The 18,896-nt window shown below is 52.9% G+C and carries 15 protein-coding genes and 6 tRNA genes; 11 read left to right on the top strand and 10 right to left on the bottom strand.

Annotated features, from left to right (window positions below; all coding sequences use genetic code 11):
- Positions 1 to 3 precede the first annotated feature (3 nt).
- Positions 4 to 1,239, bottom strand: a complete 1,236-nt coding sequence (locus PGS10_RS19145; RefSeq protein WP_047078327.1) for an Nramp family divalent metal transporter — start codon at positions 1,237 to 1,239, stop codon at positions 4 to 6.
- Between the two features lie 345 nt (positions 1,240 to 1,584).
- Between PGS10_RS19145 and nupC the strand changes: the two genes are divergently transcribed.
- Complete coding sequence (nupC, locus tag PGS10_RS19140; protein WP_013878156.1) at positions 1,585 to 2,787, top strand: nucleoside permease NupC; 1,203 nt, start codon at positions 1,585 to 1,587, stop codon at positions 2,785 to 2,787.
- 55 nt (positions 2,788 to 2,842) lie between these two features.
- Here nupC and PGS10_RS19135 read toward each other — a convergent pair whose 3' ends face one another.
- The 3 genes from PGS10_RS19135 to PGS10_RS19125 all read right to left on the bottom strand — a co-directional run bounded on the left by PGS10_RS19135 (position 2,843) and on the right by PGS10_RS19125 (position 5,427).
- A complete protein-coding gene (locus PGS10_RS19135) occupies positions 2,843 to 5,026 on the bottom strand; it encodes an EAL domain-containing protein (RefSeq protein ID WP_047045744.1) in 2,184 nt (727 codons plus the stop codon).
- Positions 5,027 to 5,234: 208 nt separating this feature from the next.
- Positions 5,235 to 5,310: transfer RNA gene (locus tag PGS10_RS19130), tRNA-Ala, on the bottom strand.
- Between the two features lie 41 nt (positions 5,311 to 5,351).
- A tRNA-Ala gene (locus PGS10_RS19125) sits at positions 5,352 to 5,427 on the bottom strand.
- Between the two features lie 219 nt (positions 5,428 to 5,646).
- On the opposite strand from PGS10_RS19125, the gene PGS10_RS19120 reads away from it, so the two are divergent.
- Together PGS10_RS19120 and PGS10_RS19115 are read left to right on the top strand one after the other, a co-directional pair.
- Positions 5,647 to 6,000, top strand: coding sequence for a YfeC-like transcriptional regulator (locus tag PGS10_RS19120; protein ID WP_013878158.1), 354 nt, complete (start codon positions 5,647 to 5,649; stop codon positions 5,998 to 6,000).
- Positions 6,001 to 6,007: 7 nt separating this feature from the next.
- Entirely contained in the window at positions 6,008 to 6,403 is a 396-nt protein-coding gene (locus PGS10_RS19115; protein WP_047045741.1) for a YfeC-like transcriptional regulator, read from the top strand.
- A gap of 55 nt (positions 6,404 to 6,458) precedes the next feature.
- Here PGS10_RS19115 and gltX read toward each other — a convergent pair whose 3' ends face one another.
- The gene (gene gltX, locus PGS10_RS19110) at positions 6,459 to 7,877 is read right to left on the bottom strand and encodes a glutamate--tRNA ligase (RefSeq protein ID WP_020078209.1); all 1,419 of its coding nucleotides are present in this window, start codon (positions 7,875 to 7,877) and stop codon (positions 6,459 to 6,461) included.
- A 258-nt stretch (positions 7,878 to 8,135) separates the two neighbouring features.
- Here gltX and PGS10_RS19105 point away from each other — a divergent pair.
- The 4 genes from PGS10_RS19105 to PGS10_RS19090 all read left to right on the top strand — a co-directional run bounded on the left by PGS10_RS19105 (position 8,136) and on the right by PGS10_RS19090 (position 8,535).
- Positions 8,136 to 8,211: transfer RNA gene (locus PGS10_RS19105), tRNA-Val, on the top strand.
- Between the two features lie 46 nt (positions 8,212 to 8,257).
- Positions 8,258 to 8,333: transfer RNA gene (locus PGS10_RS19100), tRNA-Val, on the top strand.
- Positions 8,334 to 8,379: 46 nt separating this feature from the next.
- Positions 8,380 to 8,455: transfer RNA gene (locus PGS10_RS19095), tRNA-Val, on the top strand.
- 4 nt (positions 8,456 to 8,459) lie between these two features.
- A tRNA-Lys gene (locus tag PGS10_RS19090) sits at positions 8,460 to 8,535 on the top strand.
- Between the two features lie 96 nt (positions 8,536 to 8,631).
- Here PGS10_RS19090 and PGS10_RS19085 read toward each other — a convergent pair.
- Together PGS10_RS19085 and PGS10_RS19080 are read right to left on the bottom strand one after the other, a co-directional pair.
- Positions 8,632 to 10,437 carry a cation:proton antiporter gene (locus tag PGS10_RS19085; RefSeq protein WP_047078073.1) on the bottom strand — a complete coding sequence of 602 codons (1,806 nt, stop codon included), beginning with the start codon at positions 10,435 to 10,437 and terminating at the stop codon, positions 8,632 to 8,634.
- Positions 10,438 to 10,685: 248 nt separating this feature from the next.
- Positions 10,686 to 11,612 (bottom strand): LysR family transcriptional regulator, encoded by a 927-nt coding sequence (locus tag PGS10_RS19080; RefSeq protein ID WP_045392579.1) that lies wholly within the window; start codon positions 11,610 to 11,612, stop codon positions 10,686 to 10,688.
- A gap of 89 nt (positions 11,613 to 11,701) precedes the next feature.
- Between PGS10_RS19080 and PGS10_RS19075 the strand changes: the two genes are divergently transcribed.
- Positions 11,702 to 12,700, top strand: a complete 999-nt coding sequence (locus PGS10_RS19075) for a bile acid:sodium symporter family protein (protein ID WP_045392582.1) — start codon at positions 11,702 to 11,704, stop codon at positions 12,698 to 12,700.
- Here the strand turns inward: PGS10_RS19075 and PGS10_RS19070 are convergent.
- From PGS10_RS19070 to zipA, 3 genes are all read right to left on the bottom strand, one after another.
- Positions 12,697 to 12,915: a DUF3820 family protein gene (locus PGS10_RS19070; protein ID WP_013878164.1), complete on the bottom strand. Its 219-nt coding sequence runs from the start codon at positions 12,913 to 12,915 to the stop codon at positions 12,697 to 12,699. The two genes, PGS10_RS19075 and PGS10_RS19070, sit on opposite strands and share 4 nt — an antisense overlap.
- Position 12,916: 1 nt before the next feature.
- The gene (ligA, locus tag PGS10_RS19065) at positions 12,917 to 14,932 is read right to left on the bottom strand and encodes an NAD-dependent DNA ligase LigA (protein ID WP_045392584.1); all 2,016 of its coding nucleotides are present in this window, start codon (positions 14,930 to 14,932) and stop codon (positions 12,917 to 12,919) included.
- Positions 14,933 to 15,006: 74 nt separating this feature from the next.
- Positions 15,007 to 16,086 carry a cell division protein ZipA gene (gene zipA, locus PGS10_RS19060; RefSeq protein WP_045392587.1) on the bottom strand — a complete coding sequence of 360 codons (1,080 nt, stop codon included), beginning with the start codon at positions 16,084 to 16,086 and terminating at the stop codon, positions 15,007 to 15,009.
- A gap of 230 nt (positions 16,087 to 16,316) precedes the next feature.
- Here zipA and cysZ point away from each other — a divergent pair, with 230 nt between their 5' ends.
- From cysZ to ptsH, 3 genes are all read left to right on the top strand, one after another.
- On the top strand, positions 16,317 to 17,078 hold the full coding sequence (cysZ, locus tag PGS10_RS19055; RefSeq protein WP_047043535.1) for a sulfate transporter CysZ: 762 nt from the start codon (positions 16,317 to 16,319) through the stop codon (positions 17,076 to 17,078).
- Positions 17,079 to 17,256: 178 nt separating this feature from the next.
- The gene (cysK, locus tag PGS10_RS19050) at positions 17,257 to 18,228 is read left to right on the top strand and encodes a cysteine synthase A (RefSeq protein ID WP_045362238.1); all 972 of its coding nucleotides are present in this window, start codon (positions 17,257 to 17,259) and stop codon (positions 18,226 to 18,228) included.
- Positions 18,229 to 18,607: 379 nt separating this feature from the next.
- Complete coding sequence (gene ptsH / locus PGS10_RS19045) at positions 18,608 to 18,865, top strand: phosphocarrier protein Hpr (protein ID WP_000487600.1); 258 nt, start codon at positions 18,608 to 18,610, stop codon at positions 18,863 to 18,865.
- Positions 18,866 to 18,896 lie beyond the last annotated feature (31 nt).

Raw genomic sequence — 18,896 nt, 5'->3', positions numbered from 1 at the left:
GTATTAATCTAATGCGGAACCAATAATCAGCCAGCCGTTCAGCGCCACCACAATCGCCACAATCAGCCAACCGATGCGTTTTACCCAGCGACTGTTTACCAGATCGCCCATTAACCGCGCATCGCTGGTAAAAATCAGCAGCGGCACCAGCGCCAGCGCAATCCCGAAGCTCAGCAATACCTGGCTCATCACCAGGATACGCGTTGGATCCAGCCCCATCATAATCACGATAAACGACGGCAGCATGGTGATAGTCCGGCGAAACCACAGCGGAATATGGAAGCGGATAAACCCCTGCATCACGACCTGCCCGGCAAGCGTTCCGACTACCGTCGACGAGAGACCGGCGGCAACCAGACTGAGACCAAAAATCGTCGCGGCGGCATGGCTAAGCAGCGGTTCGAGAGTTAAATAAGCCTGGTCGAGATCGGCCACGCCGGTGTGGCCGTTGAAGTGAAACGCAGCGGCGGCGGTCGCCATCATCGCCAGGTTAACGAAGCCGGCAATGGTCATTGCAATCGCCACGTCCCAACGCGTGGCGTTATAGCGTTCTTTGCGCGAGCCGTCGTGCAGGTTTTGCGTCAGCGATGAGTGCAGATAGATAACGTGCGGCATAATCGTCGCCCCGAGAACCCCGGCGGCAAGGAATACCGCTTCGCCATTCGGCAGGCTCGGAATAATCATGCCTTTGGCCAGCGGCGCTAACGCCGGCTGCGAGAAGATAAGCTCGACCACATAAGCCACCGCCACAAACAGCAGCAGCCCGCCGATGACTTTTTCCAGCGGTTTCTGCCCGCGACGCTGCAACATCAGGATCAGGAAGGTGGCGACGCCGGTCAGCACCGCCCCCTGTAATAAGGAAACGCCGAGCAGCAGCTTAAAGCCGATGGCCGCGCCGATGAATTCAGCCAGATCGGTCGCCATGGCGATAATTTCCGCCTGTATCCAGTAAAACCACACCACCGGGCGCGGGTAATGGTCGCGGATCTGTTCCGCGAGGTTTTTACCGGTGGCGATACCGAGCTTGGCCGATAACACCTGAATCAGCATCGCCATCAGGTTCGCCCATACCACTACCCATAACAATTGATAGCCAAAGCTGGCGCCTGCCTGGATATTCGTGGCGAAGTTACCCGGATCGATGTAGCCGATGGCAGCAATGAATGCGGGCCCCATCAGTGCGAGCCTCATCTTGCGCGCTGCGCGACCGCTGCTATTCTCAACGCGACTGCTAGTCATTTTCTGCCCCTGGAAATATAGCCTTTGCTATGTTTAATGCTATCAAAATGCGAATGATTATCAAGTTCATTTAGAAAGGTGATAATGATTGCTTTGATAGGAGGGAACGATAGCAGGCCAAATAACGAAACGGGCGTGAAGCTGTCGACAACGCGCCTTTCATCAGATTAGTACATTAATGCAACTTTTAATACCTTTGCATAACATAACAAAAATGTACGATTGATCACTATTTTTGTTATTGGTCACATATCCTTGCAATAGTGTGGATTCGATCTCGTTTTATTTAGGCTTGTTGCATAGAATGTGCACGGAAATTTAACCTGCCTCATATTTGGAGCAAATATGGACCGCGTCTTGCATTTTGTCCTCGCGATCGTTGTGGTGGCTATACTGGCCTTGCTGGTCAGTCACAACCGTAAGCAGATCCGCATTCGTTATGTTATTCAATTACTTGTTATTGAAGTTTTGCTGGCCTGGTTCTTCCTGAACTCCGATGTCGGTCTGGGTTTCGTGAAAGGCTTTTCTGAGATGTTCGAGAAACTTCTCGGTTTCGCCAACGAAGGCACCAACTTCGTATTCGGTAACATGAACGATAAAGGTCTGGCCTTCTTCTTCCTGAAGGTTTTGTGCCCAATCGTCTTTATTTCCGCGCTGATAGGTATTTTACAGCATATTCGCATTCTGCCGATTGTCATCCGCGCGATCGGTACCGTGCTGTCGAAAGTTAACGGCATGGGTAAACTGGAATCTTTCAACGCCGTCAGCTCGCTGATCCTCGGCCAGTCGGAAAACTTCATCGCCTATAAAGATATTCTCGGCAAAATGTCGCGCAACCGTATGTACACCATGGCGGCAACCGCGATGTCTACCGTTTCGATGTCCATCGTCGGCGCCTATATGACTATGCTGCAGCCGAAGTATGTGGTTGCCGCGCTGGTGCTCAACATGTTCAGCACCTTTATTGTTCTGTCGCTGATTAACCCGTATCGCGTTGAGCAGAGCGAAGAAAACCTGCAGATGTCCAATCTGCACGAAGGTCAGAGCTTCTTCGAAATGCTGGGTGAATACATTCTGGCAGGCTTTAAAGTAGCGATTATCGTTGCGGCGATGCTGATCGGCTTTATCGCGCTGATTTCCGCGCTCAACGCCCTGTTCGCCACCGTCACCGGCTGGTTTGGCTACAGCATCTCCTTCCAGGGGATCCTCGGCTACATCTTCTACCCGGTTGCGTGGGTGATGGGTGTGCCGGCGAGCGAAGCGCTGCAGGTAGGCAGTATCATGGCGACCAAACTGGTGTCTAACGAATTCGTGGCGATGATGGATCTGCAGAAAGTGGCAGCGACGCTCTCCCCGCGTGCGGAAGGTATCATCTCCATCTTCCTGGTCTCCTTCGCCAACTTCTCTTCTATCGGCATCATCGCCGGGGCGATTAAAGGCCTGAATGAAGAGCAAGGTAACGTGGTTTCTCGCTTTGGTCTGAAACTGGTTTACGGTTCCACGCTGGTCAGCGTGTTGTCAGCCTCTATCGCTGCGCTGGTACTGTAATCTCAAACAGACGTTAATTAAATAACAAGCCGGGCTGCGTTATCGCCCGGCTTTTTTACGCCTTCAATTCGCTTAACGGCTGCGGTTTGCCAATCAGGTAGCCCTGTAAATAATCGACGCCCAGCGCCAACAGCATCGCCTTTTGCGCCTGAGTCTCTACGTACTCTGCGACGACCGTAAGCTGTTTCGCCCGCGCGATTTCGATAATGGATTTCACGATAATCGCATCAAGCTGGTCGCTCTCGATTTCGTGCACGAAGCAGCCGTCAATTTTTACGATATCCGCCTGCAGGCTTTTCAGACGCTCATAGTTAGCGTAACCGGTACCGAAGTCATCAATGGCGATAGCGCAACCGAACTCACTCAGCAGCTGAATATTATGCATGCTGGTATCCGCATTCGAGAACGCCTGCTCTTCAGTTATCTCAATCGTGATATAAGCAGGCGAAACGCGATAACGCTTAAACAGCGCGATAATCTGCGCGGCGCTATCCTTTTGCATCAGCGTATACGGCAGCAAATTGACGGAGAAGCGTCGGCCGGGATGTTGATCAAGCTGGCTGAACAGCGTTTCCAGCACCAGCATATCGAAGCGCTGGCTGAGGTTAAACTGTGCAATAAGTGGAATAAACCGATCCGGCGTGATAATCGTCTCGCCGCAGCGCATACGGGTGAGGATTTCGTAATAGCCCTCCCCCTCCGCATTTTGAATCGGCTGCGCGTACAGCAGGAGATTACGCTCGTTCAGCGCTTGTTTTATTTTCGTCAGCATCCGCACCTGTTCGGTTGTTTGGTCAGAAACCTCCTCCTGCGCGGTATCTAACGCCAGCACCCGCTGCACGGCGCCAGCCTGCTCCGATAACCAACTAAGCTGGCCGAGCATAGGGTGTAATTCGGTCTCAATGCCGCTGTAACTCCCCCACGCCGCGCCAAACTCTAAATCCAGAACCTGGTTATGCCAGTTAAATTTAGCGTGGTTAAGCATCGCGACGATGTGATTTAGCCGCGCAGCCGGTTCCGGCCCCTCAATCACCAGCAACAACTCGCTACCCGGGAGCTGATAAATTTTATCGCGGTGGTCCAGTAGAGGCTGCAGACGACGGGCTATTTGCCGCTTGCACTCTACGCGCATCATCATGCCGTAATGGCGGCTAAGGAAGTCCAGATTTTCGATGCGCAGACTGCTAATAACAACCCGCGGCGACTGGCGCAAATGTCCTTCCAGCGCCCGCAAATTGGGTAACCCGGTTAACGGATCTTCTTCAGCTCGATCGCGCCAGCGTTGTTTAATTCTGTCACTACGCGAATAAATATCTGTCATGTAAAACAAACAAATCGTGAATGAAATTAACACCGACAGGACAAATGACAAGGAGTACCCCGACTGAACACCCTGCAGAAAATTTTTGTTATAGGCGACTAAAAAGAATGCCGAAATAGCCCACGTAATGCGAATTAACTCATGCCCCAGACGCCCAATACCAACGAAGTAGAGAATAAAAATAATTGGCACCAGATATCCGGCAATTAAATCGGAATCAAAAGGCGCACAAAGCACCAGCATGATTGTGATTAATGCCATAAACCAGTACAAGGTAAAGGTTCTTTTTTCTTTCACCAGCCACGGTTGACAATGACGCAGCCAAAACACCCGCCGATAACGTGGGCTAACTATCATTCTCATCGGATAATAGAAAGCGGTAGTAAAGATTAAGGCGGCGCATATCAACGCCTGGATATCAATAACGGAATAGATGATTGACGCAGTACTGAAGTAGCTGGAGACGGCAAGCGGGAAGGCGAAGAAGCGCCCGGCCAGATACATCGTCAGCTTAAGCAGGATGGGGGCAAAGAAGCCGCCCCAGAAGATACGACGACCGATATGGCGCTTCGCTGGCCTTCCGCTACGCCATTTTTTTCCCGACAACGAGCGCATGATTGCGAAGGTGAAAAAGACGGAAAATAACTGACAGAATAATAGGATAGCGGCCTGCGCATAGGTTAGATCTATTATAAATGTATTAGTAATTGCAAACGCAACAATCAAGGGAGCAACGGCATAACGACCAAAAATACAAATGGTTGCGTACATGACGCTTAATGGCAGCCATGCCAGATAAATTTGTTTTCCGTCGATAAGGGTTTGCGGAGAAATTAATCGAGAAAGCGGAATAAAAATCAAACAAACAATTAACGCCAGCAGAGTTTTTTTAACTTTGATGTTAAATATGTCAGTCATTATTGTTAATCAACACCTCTGCGGCTAAAAATTATAGGCAATCAGAAAATAGTATGTTGGTTAATAATGGCAGGCAAGAAAATAAACCGAGAAAAATTCCTAAATTACGTTGGTTTTTATTTGCTCGATACACGCTGACGTAAGCTGAAAATCATTTACATTGAGGACGCAAAAGCAAAAACCCCCGCCGTAGCGAGGGTTCGAATTTTGGTGGAGCTAAGCGGGATCGAACCGCTGACCTCTTGCATGCCATGCAAGCGCTCTCCCAGCTGAGCTATAGCCCCACAGGACCTCTTTACGAACCAAATCCGCTGGGTGCAGAATTTGGTGGAGCTAAGCGGGATCGAACCGCTGACCTCTTGCATGCCATGCAAGCGCTCTCCCAGCTGAGCTATAGCCCCGTAACGTAAAGCGTGTCGTGTTGACGGGCGGCATAATATGAATTCCTTCGCCAGGTGTCAACGGCAAAATTACCCCTCCTGATTCAATCGCTGAAAAAGCAGGCAAATAGCTGACAATGCGAGCCTTATCGCAGGCAGGCGTTAAACATGTCACTATTTCCTGTAAAAGGATGCTATAACATGAAGCACTAATTCCCACATATTTACTCAGGAAATAGTATGCTCAAGGAACGAATGACTCCGGAAGAAATTGCGCATCTAACTGGCTTCAGCCGACAGACGATAAATAAATGGGTTCGTAAAGAGGGGTGGCAAACTTCTCCGCGGCCTGGCGTACAGGGAGGCAAAGCGCGTCTCGTACACGTTAACGAGCAGGTACGGGAGTTTATCCGCAATGCCCAACGCGTAGCGGAAACGCCCTCTCCCTATTCGGTCGCCGAGACCGATCTCGAACCCTTATTGCTTACGCTCTGCAAAGAGATGACTCATCGCGAACAGAAGCAGCTAATGTCGCTACTGCTGCGCGAAGGCATTACCGGGTTGTTAAACCGTCTTGGAATACGCGGCCAGTAAAATAAGAATGATGAAACTAAAAGAAAAAATGACGCCTGCAGAGCTTGCCGAAGTTCTGGGTCTGGCCAGACAAACGGTCAACCGTTGGGCGCGAGAACAAAAGTGGCGAACCGAAGCGATTCCCGGCGTTAAAGGCGGGCGTGCGCGTTTGATTGTCATCGATAGGACAGTGATTGATTTTCTGACCAATATTCCGGCATTTCGCCATCTGAATGAAGAGTACCAGCTCGCCGAACAGCCCGGCGGCTACTTTATCAATGAAGCGGATGCGGTATGGCGGCAAATCGCCGATACGCTGCAGCTGATGACCGCCGCGGAACAAACTCACCTGCGCGATCTTCTTGCCCGCGATGGCATTAGTGGCTTCCTGGCGCGGTTAGGTATCAACACTGCGACAAAATAGCGGCGAAAAAAAACGGCAGGATTAACCTGCCGCTTGCTTTAGCTTACGCTCGGCCTCAGGACTGCTGGCTTTCGCGTTCGGCGATAAACGCCAGCGCTTTGTTGATACGTTCAACGCTACGGGATTTACCGATAGCATGAACGGTGACGTCCAGCGCCGGAGATTGACCCGCGCCGGTCACGGCCACGCGCAGCGGCATGCCTACTTTCCCCATGCCCACTTCCAGCTCATCGGCGGTCGCCTGAATCGCATGGTGGACATTTTCCGCCGTCCAGTCGCTAATGGCCGCCAGCTTATCGCGAACCACTTCCAGCGGCTGACGTGCCACCGGACGCAGGTGTTTCTTCGCCGCATCGGCGTCGAACTCGGCGAACTCTTCATAGAAGTAGCGGCAGCTCTGGGCAATCTCTTTCAGCGTTTTGCAACGCTCGCCCAGCAGCTTAACCAGCTCGGACAACTGAGGGCCGTTACGGGTATCGATATTTTCCTGCTCAATGTGCCACTGCAGATGCGTCGCCACATATTCCGCCGGCAGCGTGTTGATGTAGTGATGGTTTAACCACAGCAGTTTATCGGTGTTGAACGCACTGGCGGACTTGCTCACCGCGCCCAGCGAGAAGAACTCGATCATCTCTTCGCGAGTGAAGATCTCCTGATCGCCATGGGACCAGCCCAGGCGCACCAGATAGTTCAGCAACGCTTCCGGCAGGTAGCCGTCGTCGCGGTACTGCATCACGCTCACCGCGCCGTGGCGCTTGGAGAGTTTTTTACCGTCATCGCCGTTGATCATCGATACGTGCGCATACACCGGTACCGGCGCATTCAGCGCTTTAAGAATGTTGATCTGGCGCGGGGTATTGTTGATGTGGTCTTCGCCGCGGATCACGTGGGTGATCGCCATATCCCAGTCATCCACCACGACGCAGAAGTTGTAGGTCGGAGAGCCGTCGGTACGGCGAATGATCAGATCGTCCAGCTCCTGATTGCTGAATTCGATCGGCCCGCGGATTTGATCGTCAAAGATAACCGAACCTTCCTGCGGATTAGCAAAACGCACGACGCAAGGCTCATCGGCGGCGTGATGCTGATGATCATGGCGGCAGCGACCGTCGTAGCGCGGCTTTTCGCCGTTCGCCATCTGTTCTTCGCGCAGCGCGTCCAGACGTTCTTTCGAGCAGTAGCATTTATAAGCTGTGCCTGCTTCCAGCATTTCATCAATAACCGCATTATAGCGATCGAAACGTTTAGTCTGGAAATACGGGCCTTCGTCCCATTCCAGATTCAGCCAGTTCATCCCATCCATGATGGCTTCAATTGCTTCCGGGGTGGAGCGTTCGAGATCGGTGTCTTCAATACGCAGCACAAACTCACCGCCGTGGTTACGTGCAAAAAGCCAGGAATAGAGAGCAGTACGCGCACCGCCAACGTGCAGATAGCCTGTTGGGCTTGGCGCGAAGCGAGTTTTGATTTTCATGAAATGGCCTTACGTTTAATAAAGATGCCGATAGCCGGCAGTGTTCTTGGAATTGATAGGGGAATATTCTAACACCACAGGCTGATTCCTCAATGTAGATCCCACTTCAACATCACGCTTTACCATTTTTGTTTATAAATCATACGCCGAAGCTGATTTTGCGATCGCTTTGTTTAATTTTACGACGAACAAACAAATTATTTAGAAAAGGCGTTGACTCAATTTCAACTCTCCCTATAATGCGACTCCACACAGCGGGGGTGATTAGCTCAGCTGGGAGAGCACCTCCCTTACAAGGAGGGGGTCGGCGGTTCGATCCCGTCATCACCCACCAACTACTTTACGTAGTCTCCGCCGTGTAGAACAGAAAATTGAGAAGTGGGTGATTAGCTCAGCTGGGAGAGCACCTCCCTTACAAGGAGGGGGTCGGCGGTTCGATCCCGTCATCACCCACCACTTTCTCGCCAGCTGGATTTTCTGTCAAAATGTGAAGTACCGAAGTGGGTGATTAGCTCAGCTGGGAGAGCACCTCCCTTACAAGGAGGGGGTCGGCGGTTCGATCCCGTCATCACCCACCACTTCGGGTCGTTAGCTCAGTTGGTAGAGCAGTTGACTTTTAATCAATTGGTCGCAGGTTCGAATCCTGCACGACCCACCAATGTAAAAAGGCGCCCTAAAGGCGCCTTTTTGCTATGCGCAGAACGCCAGATAGCGGAACGGCCTGCAACGACAGCCAACAATGAAGAACAGGCTATCAATACGCTTCTGACGGAGTTTTTTCACTTTCCACTCCAGGTTCGATAATCGCCACGACGGTACAGGGTGGCGGCGGCATGATTCCATTATTAATCGCTATCAGATTGCCATCCTCTCTTTGCGCAAACAGCGGTGTTGCACCGGGGTTGGTGCTGAGATACTCCGGCCAGCCAAAATTGTTATTCAGGCGAGTGACTTTCATGACTGCGCCTTTCGCTATCAAGCTACTAAGCCGTGCCCAGGTCATTTCAGTATCGAAAAGCTGTTCGTGACGCGTTTCTTTCTCACTACGTCCTTTGGTCACAGGCCCCGTACGGATTGAGAAGACGCGATTATTACCAAATATATGCTGAAAATGCAGGGCGGTCAGCGCATTCTGGTGACGATTAGGCGACAAGGCGATCACCTGACGAATCTCACTCAGATTCAGGTAGTTTTCCGCATGTTCAGACCAGACATTGCCATAATATGTTGGTAACCCTTCCATTCTTGCCAGCCGGTAGTATTCCCAGCTGTTATCGCTCAGCTGAACCGGAATATCGAGTTTTCTGAGCGCCTGGGCCAGGGTTCTGGCGACCGTATTCGCCCCGACAATCAGCACTCCTCGAGGCCTACGTTGTTGCACGCCAAGCCAGCGCGCCAATTGACTGCTGGTAAGGCTTTGCAAAACTACCGTACCTATAATGATTGCGAAAACGACGGTTACCAGCTGATCCGCGTTCTCATAGCCTTTTTTTTGCAGCGTCAAAGCAAACAGGGAACTGACGGCGGCAGCAACGATTCCGCGCGGGGCGATCCAACATAACATCAGCCTGTCACGCCAATGCAAGCTGGAACGCCATGTCGAGACAAGAATGCATAGTGGACGGGCCACAAACTGGACGATCAGCATCAATATCAGCAGCGGCCAGCCCATCGCCCAGAGTGCATGGATATCCAGACGGGCCGCCAGGATGATAAATAGCGCTGAAAGTAAGATGGCGGATAGCTCTTCTTTAAATTCAACGATATCCGAGGTCTCAACCTCTCGCATATTAGCCAGCCAGATCCCCAGAACCGTTACCGCAAGCAGACCAGATTCATCAGCCAGCGTATTGGACACGCCAAACGTCAATAGAACGAAGGATAAAACAGCGAAGTTTTGCAGATAACCCGGGATCCAACCACGCCTGAGCGCATTCCCTAAGAACACGCCAAATACCGCCCCGCTCACCAGCCCTATAACGACCGTTTTTGTAAGCATGATCAGCAAATGAAGCCATGTGCCCGTTTGCTCCTGCAAAGTAATAAACTCAAATACTAATAGTGTAAAAATCGCTCCCACCGGATCAATGACGATCCCTTCCCAGCGCAGTACCTGATTAATAGAGGCTGTTGGGCGAACCACTCGCATGAGTGGAGAAATCACTGTCGGCCCTGTAACCACCGTGACCGCCCCGATCAGCGCTGAAATCTGCGGCGTGAGGCCTAAAATCCCCCAGCAGGTTAGTGAGATAACGGCGAAGGTAATCAACATTCCAATTGTGACTAAATTGCGCACAATACCACCCAAGCCGCGAATCTCGTCAAAGCGTAGCGTTAGGGCCCCTTCAAACAGAATGATGGCCACCGACAGCGATACCAGTGGGAAAAGTAGAGGACCAAATAATATATCCGGTTGCAATAAATGCACCCCGGGGCCAAGTAGTACGCCGATGAGCAGCAGCGGCAGGATAGAAGGTATACGTAATCGCCACGCCAACCACTGAGCAAGCAGCGAAGCAATGGAAATAATAACGAGCATAAAAGGGACTGATAATTCCATTTTTACCATTCTCAAATAGCGTCTGGAAAATTCAACAGCTCGGCCGCCCGACAATGACACGCTCCGCTCTATTCTCTGTATAGTGTAAACAAGTTGATCGAACGTAGTGTATTTAAACAATGATTCAAATTGGGGCTGTTGATTTCTGAACAGACTAAATTAGGGTTTTCACCAGGCATGAGAAAAGGAAATATCTACGATTGTGCAGTATAAAAAGTAGCGTTCCCCACCAGCGTTAAGAATGACGCTTAGCGCTGATACAGCGGGTCCTCGACCCTGGCTGATGTAAGGTTTGCGCCCTCTTCGCGTACGATTTCCCATAGCGCCTGCGCCGCGGTCGACAGCGAGCGATTTTTTCGCTGCGCCAGCATCAATTGGCGCTCCACAACCGGGGTTAATCTTTTTACCTGCAAACGGCTGCCCTGCGGCAAGGGTAAAGCCAGCGCCGGCAGCACGCTAATACCAATCCCCGATTCCACCATCGGGAACAGCGTCGCCGGATGACCAATCTCCTGCACGATATCGGCTTTGATGGCGAAACGCGCCAGCGCGGCATCAATCAGCGGCCGACTGCCGGAAGCATAGTCCTGCAATACCAGCCTCTCCCCCTGCAGCTCCTGCCAGTTGACCGATGACTGCCGGGAAAAGCGGTGATCCTCACGGCATAACAACAGAAAAGGTTCCGCCAACACGGACTCGCACTGCAGATCTGCCGCCGTCCCCGGATCGATAACGATACCAAAATCAACCTCGCCCTGACGGATACTTTCCAGCACCCACTGCTGCGGCCTGTCATGCAGTACGAAATCAATATCCGGATAGCGGCGATTGCTATGTGCGATGCATTGCGGGATTAGATGCGCCGAGATAGTCTGGCTGGCGGCGACGCGCACGGTCCCCGTCAACTGCTGCCCTACCCGCCCCGCTTCACGTAGGGTCACATGGAGTTCATCAAGCAAACGCTCAAGCCTGCCCGCCAGCTGATGGCCTGCCTCGGTGAGCACCACTTCACGCGTCGTTCTGTCGAGCAAACGCACGCCGGTTTGGTGTTCCAGCTCCTTAACACTATGGCTTACTGCCGACTGGCTGAGACCAATAATCTCCCCGGCACGGCTAAAACTGCGCGCCCTGGCAACGGTGATAAAGACCCTTAACTGACGTAGCGAGTAATTCATCTTTTTTATTCATGAATAGATGCAATAAATCAATTTTATTTCTCAAAACAAAGAAAGCACAATAGCGGCATCGAATTTCAGGAGCGTTTATGAAACTTTTCCGCATTCTTGATCCATTTACACTGACATTGATTACCGTGGTTCTGCTGGCCTCGTTCTTTCCGGCGCGCGGCGAATTCGTCCCTTTCGTCGAGCACCTCACCACCGCCGCTATCGCGCTATTATTCTTTATGCATGGCGCCAAGCTGTCGCGTGAAGCGATTATCGCCGGCGGCAGCCACTGGCGTTTACACCTGTGGGTGATGTGCAGCACCTTTATTGTTTTTCCGGTTCTGGGGGTTCTGTTTGCGTGGTGGGCGCCGATTAAGGTCGACCCGATGCTTTATAGCGGTTTTATTTACCTTTGTATCTTACCGGCGACCGTACAGTCAGCAATTGCCTTTACTTCGCTCGCCGGCGGTAACGTCGCCGCGGCGGTCTGTTCTGCTTCAGCGTCAAGTCTGCTCGGTATTTTTGTCTCGCCATTGCTGGTAGGACTGCTGATGCATTTGCATGGCGCTGGCGGCGATCTGGAACAGGTCGGTAAGATTATGCTGCAGCTGCTGCTGCCGTTTGTACTCGGCCACCTGTCGCGCCCGTGGATCGGTAGTTGGGTGGCGAAACATAAAAAATGGATTGGCAAAACCGACCAGACCTCAATCCTGCTGGTGGTCTACTCCGCCTTTAGCGAAGCCGTCGTCAATGGAATCTGGCATAAAGTGGGCGTGGGATCACTGCTGTTTATCGTCGTTGTCAGCCTGGTACTCTTGGCTATTGTCATCGCGATCAATATCTTTGTCGCCCGCCGCTGCGGCTTTAGCAAGCCGGATGAAATTACCATCGTCTTCTGCGGCTCGAAAAAGAGCCTGGCGAACGGGATACCGATGGCGAATATCCTGTTCCCGGCGTCGATTCTGGGAATAATGGTGCTGCCGCTAATGATCTTCCATCAGATCCAACTGATGGTCTGCGCCGTACTGGCTCGTCGCTATAAAGCGCAGACAGACGCCCAACTGGCGCAGGAGAAATCCCGCGCCACGGCAGGTTAACGCGGTTGTTTCAGGGGCTGAACCAGTTGCGTCAGCCCCTCGGTCTTGATCAATAAGGTCAACGCCATCAGCTCGCCGAGATGCCCGGCAGGGAATTGATCCTTACGGGCAAACCACAGCAAATATTCTTCCGGGACGTCGATCAAGCGTCGCCCCTTATATTTGCCAAACGGCATCTCGGTATTAGCAATCTCGATGAGCTGCGCTTTATCCACGTTATTCTCCCAGCAGGCGCATCATTTCGGCTTCATCGATAACCTCGATGCCTAACTCCTGCGCCTTCGCAAGCTTAGAACCCGCCGCTTCGCCGGCGATCACCAAATCGGTTTTCTTCGACACGCTGCCGGCGACTTTCGCCCCCAGCGCGACCAGCCGCGCTTTGGCATCATCGCGCGACAGCTGGCTCAGGCTACCGGTTAATACCACGGTTTTACCGGCAAACGGACTGTCAATTTCTTCCGCCTTCACCACCACCGGCGCCGGCCAGCGGACACCTTCCGCGCGCAGTTGCGCGATAACCTCGCGGTTGCTCTCTTCGGCGAAGAAGTTAAAAGTATGCGTGGCGACGACAATCCCGACGTCGGGCACCTTCTGTAGTTCCTCGATTGAAGCCTGTTCCAGCGCTTCAATCGTGCCAAAATGCGCCGCCAGTCCCGCGGCGGTCGCTTCGCCAACCTCACGGATACCTAACGCATACAGGAAGCGGGCGAAGGTCGTCTCTTTTGCTTTTTCCAGCGCGTTGACCACGTTTTGCGCCGACTTCGGCCCCATGCGATCCAGCCCGGTTAGCTTACCGGCGCTGAGGCGGAACAGATCGGCTGGCGTATGCACGTACTCTTTCTCAACCAGCTGATCGATGATTTTATCGCCCATACCGTCGACATCCAGCGCCCGTCGGGAGACAAAGTGCTTCAGCGCTTCTTTACGCTGCGCGCCGCAGATAAGCCCGCCGGTACAGCGCGCCACCGCTTCTCCTTCTACGCGTTCAACATCGGAATGACAGACCGGGCAATGGGTTGGGAAGATGATTTCACGCGTATGTTCCGGGCGTTCGGAAAGCACTACGTTGACGACCTGCGGGATCACGTCCCCGGCACGGCGAATCACCACTTTATCGCCAATGCGCAAGCCTAAACGTTCGATTTCGTCGGCGTTATGCAGCGTGGCGTTACTGACCAGCACCCCGGCCACGTGCACCGGTTCCAGGCGCGCAACAGGCGTAATCGCTCCGGTACGGCCAACCTGGAATTCCACATCGTTGACGAAAGTCATCTGCTCCTGGGCCGGGAATTTAAAGGCCACCGCCCAGCGCGGAGCGCGGGCAACGAAACCGAGCTGCTCCTGCAACGCCAGCGAATCAACTTTTATCACCACGCCGTCAATATCAAAACCAAGATGCGGACGGTCTTCTTCAACCTGGCGATAGTAAGTAAGCACTTCCTCTGGAGAATGACACAGCTTCACGCGGTCGCTCACCGGCAATCCCCACTGCTTAAACTGCTGCAAACGCGCAGAGTGGCTGGCCGGCAGTTCGCCGCCTTCCAGCACGCCAACGCCGTAGCAGAAGAAAGTAAGCGGTCGCTTCGCGGTAATACGCGGATCCAACTGGCGCAACGAGCCCGCGGCGGCATTGCGCGGGTTAGCAAACACTTTGCCGCCGGTGCGGCGCGCTTCTTCATTAATTTTTTCAAATCCGGCCTGCGGCAGGAACACTTCCCCGCGTACTTCCAGACGCGCCGGAATATTGTCGCCGCGTAGCTTCAGTGGAATAGCGCGAATGGTCCGCACGTTGGAGGTGATGTCCTCGCCGGTGGTGCCATCGCCACGAGTCGCCGCCTGCATCAGCACGCCGTTTTCATACAGGATGCTGACCGCGAGGCCATCGAGCTTGAGCTCACAGCACCATGTTAGATCCGCGGTATCGCTTAAACGGTCCTGCACGCGTTTGTTAAAGGCGAGGAAACTCTCTTCATCAAACACGTTATCCAGCGACAGCATTGGCACTTCATGGCGAATCTGGCTGAAAGAGGCCAATGGCGCCGCGCCCACGCGCTGGGTCGGCGAGTCGGGGGTTATCAGTTCAGGATGTTGCGCTTCGAGTTCGCGCAGTTCACGCATCAGCCGGTCATATTCCGCATCGGGAATCTCCGGAGTGTCCATAACATGATACAGATATTCATGATGGCGAAGGGTAGTTCGCAGTTCAGTCAGTTTTTGTTCGATTGGTTCCATATCGCACCATCAATGATAAAAAACCCCCGACGGGCGGGGGTTCAGATTAAGCAGACGACACGCTAGCGCGTAGATCAGGCGTTAGCCTCTTTTACTTCGCGAATACGATCCTGGTACTCGCGCAGTTTCTGCGGCGTCATCATCCGACGCTGATCGTCAAGCACCACGCCGCCAACTTCATCGGCGATATACTGCGCCGACTGCAGCATCAGTTTAAAGTTTTGCAGCTCGTCGCCAAACGACGGCACCTGCATAAAGATAGTCACGCCCGGCGTGGTCATATCCACCATCGCATCCGGATTAAAGGTGCCAGGTTTAACCATATTCGCCAGGCTGAACAACACCTGTCCGCTACCGTCCGGGCTTAAATGACGGTGGAAAATATTCATATCGCCAAACTTAAAGCCGGCCTGCTGGATGCTGTTGATCAGCAGTTCACCGTTAAGCTGCGAACCGTGATGCGCGGCGACGTTCATCACGATGACCGTCTCTTTGCGCTCTTTCGGCTGCGGCGCGGCGGCGGGCTGCTGAGGTTCAGCGGCTGGCGCTTCAGGCGCCTGTTGCGGCTGCGGCGCGGCAGGCTGTTGAACCGGCGCAGGTTGTTGAGCAACAGGTTGTTGGACTGGCGCCGGCTGTTGCGCTACAGGCTGCTGCGGCGCAGGCTGCACCGGCTGCTGATATTGCGGCGGTACCGGCTGAGGCTGGGTCGGCTGCGGCTGATGGACCGGCTGCGCAGGGGCAACGTGCTGCGGCGGCTGAACGTGCGGCTGCGGAGCAACAGGCTGCTGCGGGCGCGGCGCGTGCGGCGGCGCCTGATGCACCGGCTCGTCCTGACGCACAGGCTGCTGCACCTGACGCTCGTACGGAGGCTGATACTGGTGTTGCGGCGCCTGACGAGGTGCTTCTTGCTCCCCATATGCGCCGTTCGGGGCGTGATTAACCCGGTGAACGCGAACTTCACCTACGCCTTCAACATCGTCATCAAAGTCATCGCCTTCCGATGTTTCATCGTCGCGAGACTTCATACGTTTCAGTGGGCGATCGCGGAACATCGAGGAACGCTCTTTACGGCTGGTCCAGAAACCATGTACCAGTAAAGCGATTATGGCGATCGCGCCAACAATGATTAATATCAGACGCAAATCCTGCATCATTATATTCTCTGTTGTTCTAACACCTTGCCACCACGGCAAACATTTACTCACTAAGAGTATTTGCCGATTACATCAAGTGCAAGTGCGTCTGCCCCTTTCACCCCATAAAGATGAACTAAATCGTGCTTTTTGCTGTTTTTTCGAACATTTCCTAACTGGTTATTGTCTGGCAACCCGATAAAATAAGCGGGCATTCACACTGAATGTTAAAAAAGGAGCATCGCCTGACTATGGTTTCATCATCCGCAACTACCCCACGTAGCGGCGTCTACTATTTTTCACAAGGCTGGAAACTCATCAGGCTGCCAGGGATCCGACGTTTCGTGTTCCTGCCTTTATTAGTTAACGTCATTCTGATGGGCGGCGCGTTCTGGTGGCTGTTTACCCGCCTCGATAGCTGGATCCCTTCATTAATGAGCCATGTGCCTGAATGGCTTCAGTGGTTAAACTACCTGCTATGGCCGATGGCGGTTATCTCTATTTTGTTGGTATTTGGTTACTTCTTTTCGACCATCGCCAACTGGATTGCCGCGCCGTTTAGCGGTCTGCTGGCGGAACAGCTCGAAGCGCGACTGACCGGCGCCACGCCGCCGGATGTTGGCGTATTCGGCATCATGAAAGATGTCCCGCGCATTATGAAACGCGAATGGCAAAAGTTTGCCTGGTACCTGCCGCGCGCCATCGTTCTGTTGCTGCTGTACTTTATCCCCGGCATTGGCCAAACCGTCGCGCCGGTACTGTGGTTCCTGTTTAGCGCCTGGATGCTGGCCATTCAGTACTGCGACTATCCGTTCGATAACCATAAAGTGCCGTTTAAAACCATGCGCGAGGCGCTGCGCTCGCGGAAGGTCATTAACATGCAGTTTGGCGCGCTGACCAGCCTGTTCACCATGATCCCGGTTCTCAACCTGGTCATTCTGCCAGTCGCTATCTGCGGCGCGACGGCGATGTGGGTGGATTGCTACCGCGATAAGCACGCCATGTGGAAATAGCGAGCTGAGCTGTCTCTTTCAGGGCGGTTCACCGCCGCCCCTTATTTCCGTCTTATTCCTTCTTGCTCATCATTATTTCCCTTCAGCATATAGATATGCTAAATCCTTACTTCCGGATATTGTTTAAGCGGGTATGCTGAAGCCGTACCCCCAAATTTCATACAGTTAAGGACGGGCCATGAGTAAGATTTTTGAAGACAACTCCCTGACTATCGGTCATACGCCGCTGGTACGACTGAACCGCATCGGTAATGGCCGAATCCTGGCCAAGGTAGAATCTCGTAACCCGAGCTTTAGCGTTAAATGCCGTATCGGCGCCAATATGATTTGGGATGCTGAAAAGCGCGGCGTACTGAAACCGGGTGTGGAACTGGTTGAACCAACCAGCGGCAACACCGGTATCGCCCTCGCCTACGTCGCCGCCGCTCGCGGCTACAAACTGACGCTGACCATGCCGGAAACCATGAGCGTGGAACGCCGCAAGCTGCTGAAAGCGCTGGGCGCTAACCTGGTGCTGACCGAAGGCGCGAAAGGCATGAAAGGCGCCATCCAGAAGGCGGAAGAGATTGTCGCCAGCGACCCGGAAAAATATCTGCTGCTGCAGCAGTTCAGTAACCCGGCGAACCCGGAAATTCACGAAAAGACCACCGGCCCGGAAATCTGGGAAGACACCGACGGCCAGGTTGACGTCTTTATCTCCGGCGTAGGTACCGGCGGTACCCTGACCGGTGTCTCTCGTTATATTAAAGGCACGAAAGGCAAAAAAGATCTGATCACCGTCGCCGTTGAGCCAACCGACTCGCCGGTTATCACCCAGGCGCTGGCTGGCGAAGAGCTGAAACCTGGCCCGCACAAAATTCAGGGCATCGGCGCCGGCTTTATCCCGGGCAACCTCGACCTGAAACTGGTCGATAAAGTGGTCGCCATCACCAACGAAGAAGCCATCTCCACCGCTCGTCGCCTGATGGAAGAAGAAGGTATTCTGGCCGGTATCTCTTCCGGCGCGGCTGTCGCCGCGGCGTTAAAGCTGCAGGAAGATGAGGCCTTTACCAATAAGAATATTGTGGTTATCCTACCGTCTTCCGGTGAGCGTTATTTAAGCACGGCGCTGTTCGCAGATCTCTTCACCGAGAAAGAATTGCAACAGTAGTGCCAGTTTGTAAAAACCGTGTAAAAAAGCACCTTTTCGGGTGCTTTTTTGTGGCATACGTCAAAGTTTTACCCCTCCTGGCATTGATTCACCTCGTAGGGTCTGGTATTTAACCAGCACATTTATTTTGAAGCGCGAAATTATTCAGATTTGGATTTCCGCAGGCTGAATCGATTTTATGATTTGGTTCAAGTCTTCCTTTCGCGGCATAATGTTTAATGAAGTGCTAGACGTCAACGGACTTAAGGTCCTCTCAGCGGTTCCGCTGCTGACGCCTTAGCCACACACGTAACGCCGGCGCTAACAATACAGGCTAAAGTTTGGTCGTTAGGCTAGACTTTAGGTCCACAACACTAAACCTATAAGTTGGGGAAATATAATGTTCCAGCAAGAAGTTACCATTACCGCTCCGAACGGTCTGCACACCCGCCCTGCTGCTCAGTTTGTTAAAGAAGCGAAAGGCTTCACTTCTGAGATCACTGTAACCTCCAACGGCAAAAGCGCCAGCGCAAAAAGCCTGTTCAAACTGCAAACTCTGGGCCTGACTCAGGGTACCGTTGTGACCATCTCCGCTGAAGGCGAAGATGAGCAAAAAGCAGTTGAGCATCTGGTTAAACTGATGGCTGAACTCGAGTAAGTTCACGGGTTCTTTTTAATATCAGTCACAA

The organism is Klebsiella sp. 141153, from assembly GCF_032601995.1.
Lineage (GTDB): Bacteria > Pseudomonadota > Gammaproteobacteria > Enterobacterales > Enterobacteriaceae > Klebsiella > Klebsiella aerogenes.
This window is presented reverse-complemented; position numbering and strand designations above follow the sequence as displayed.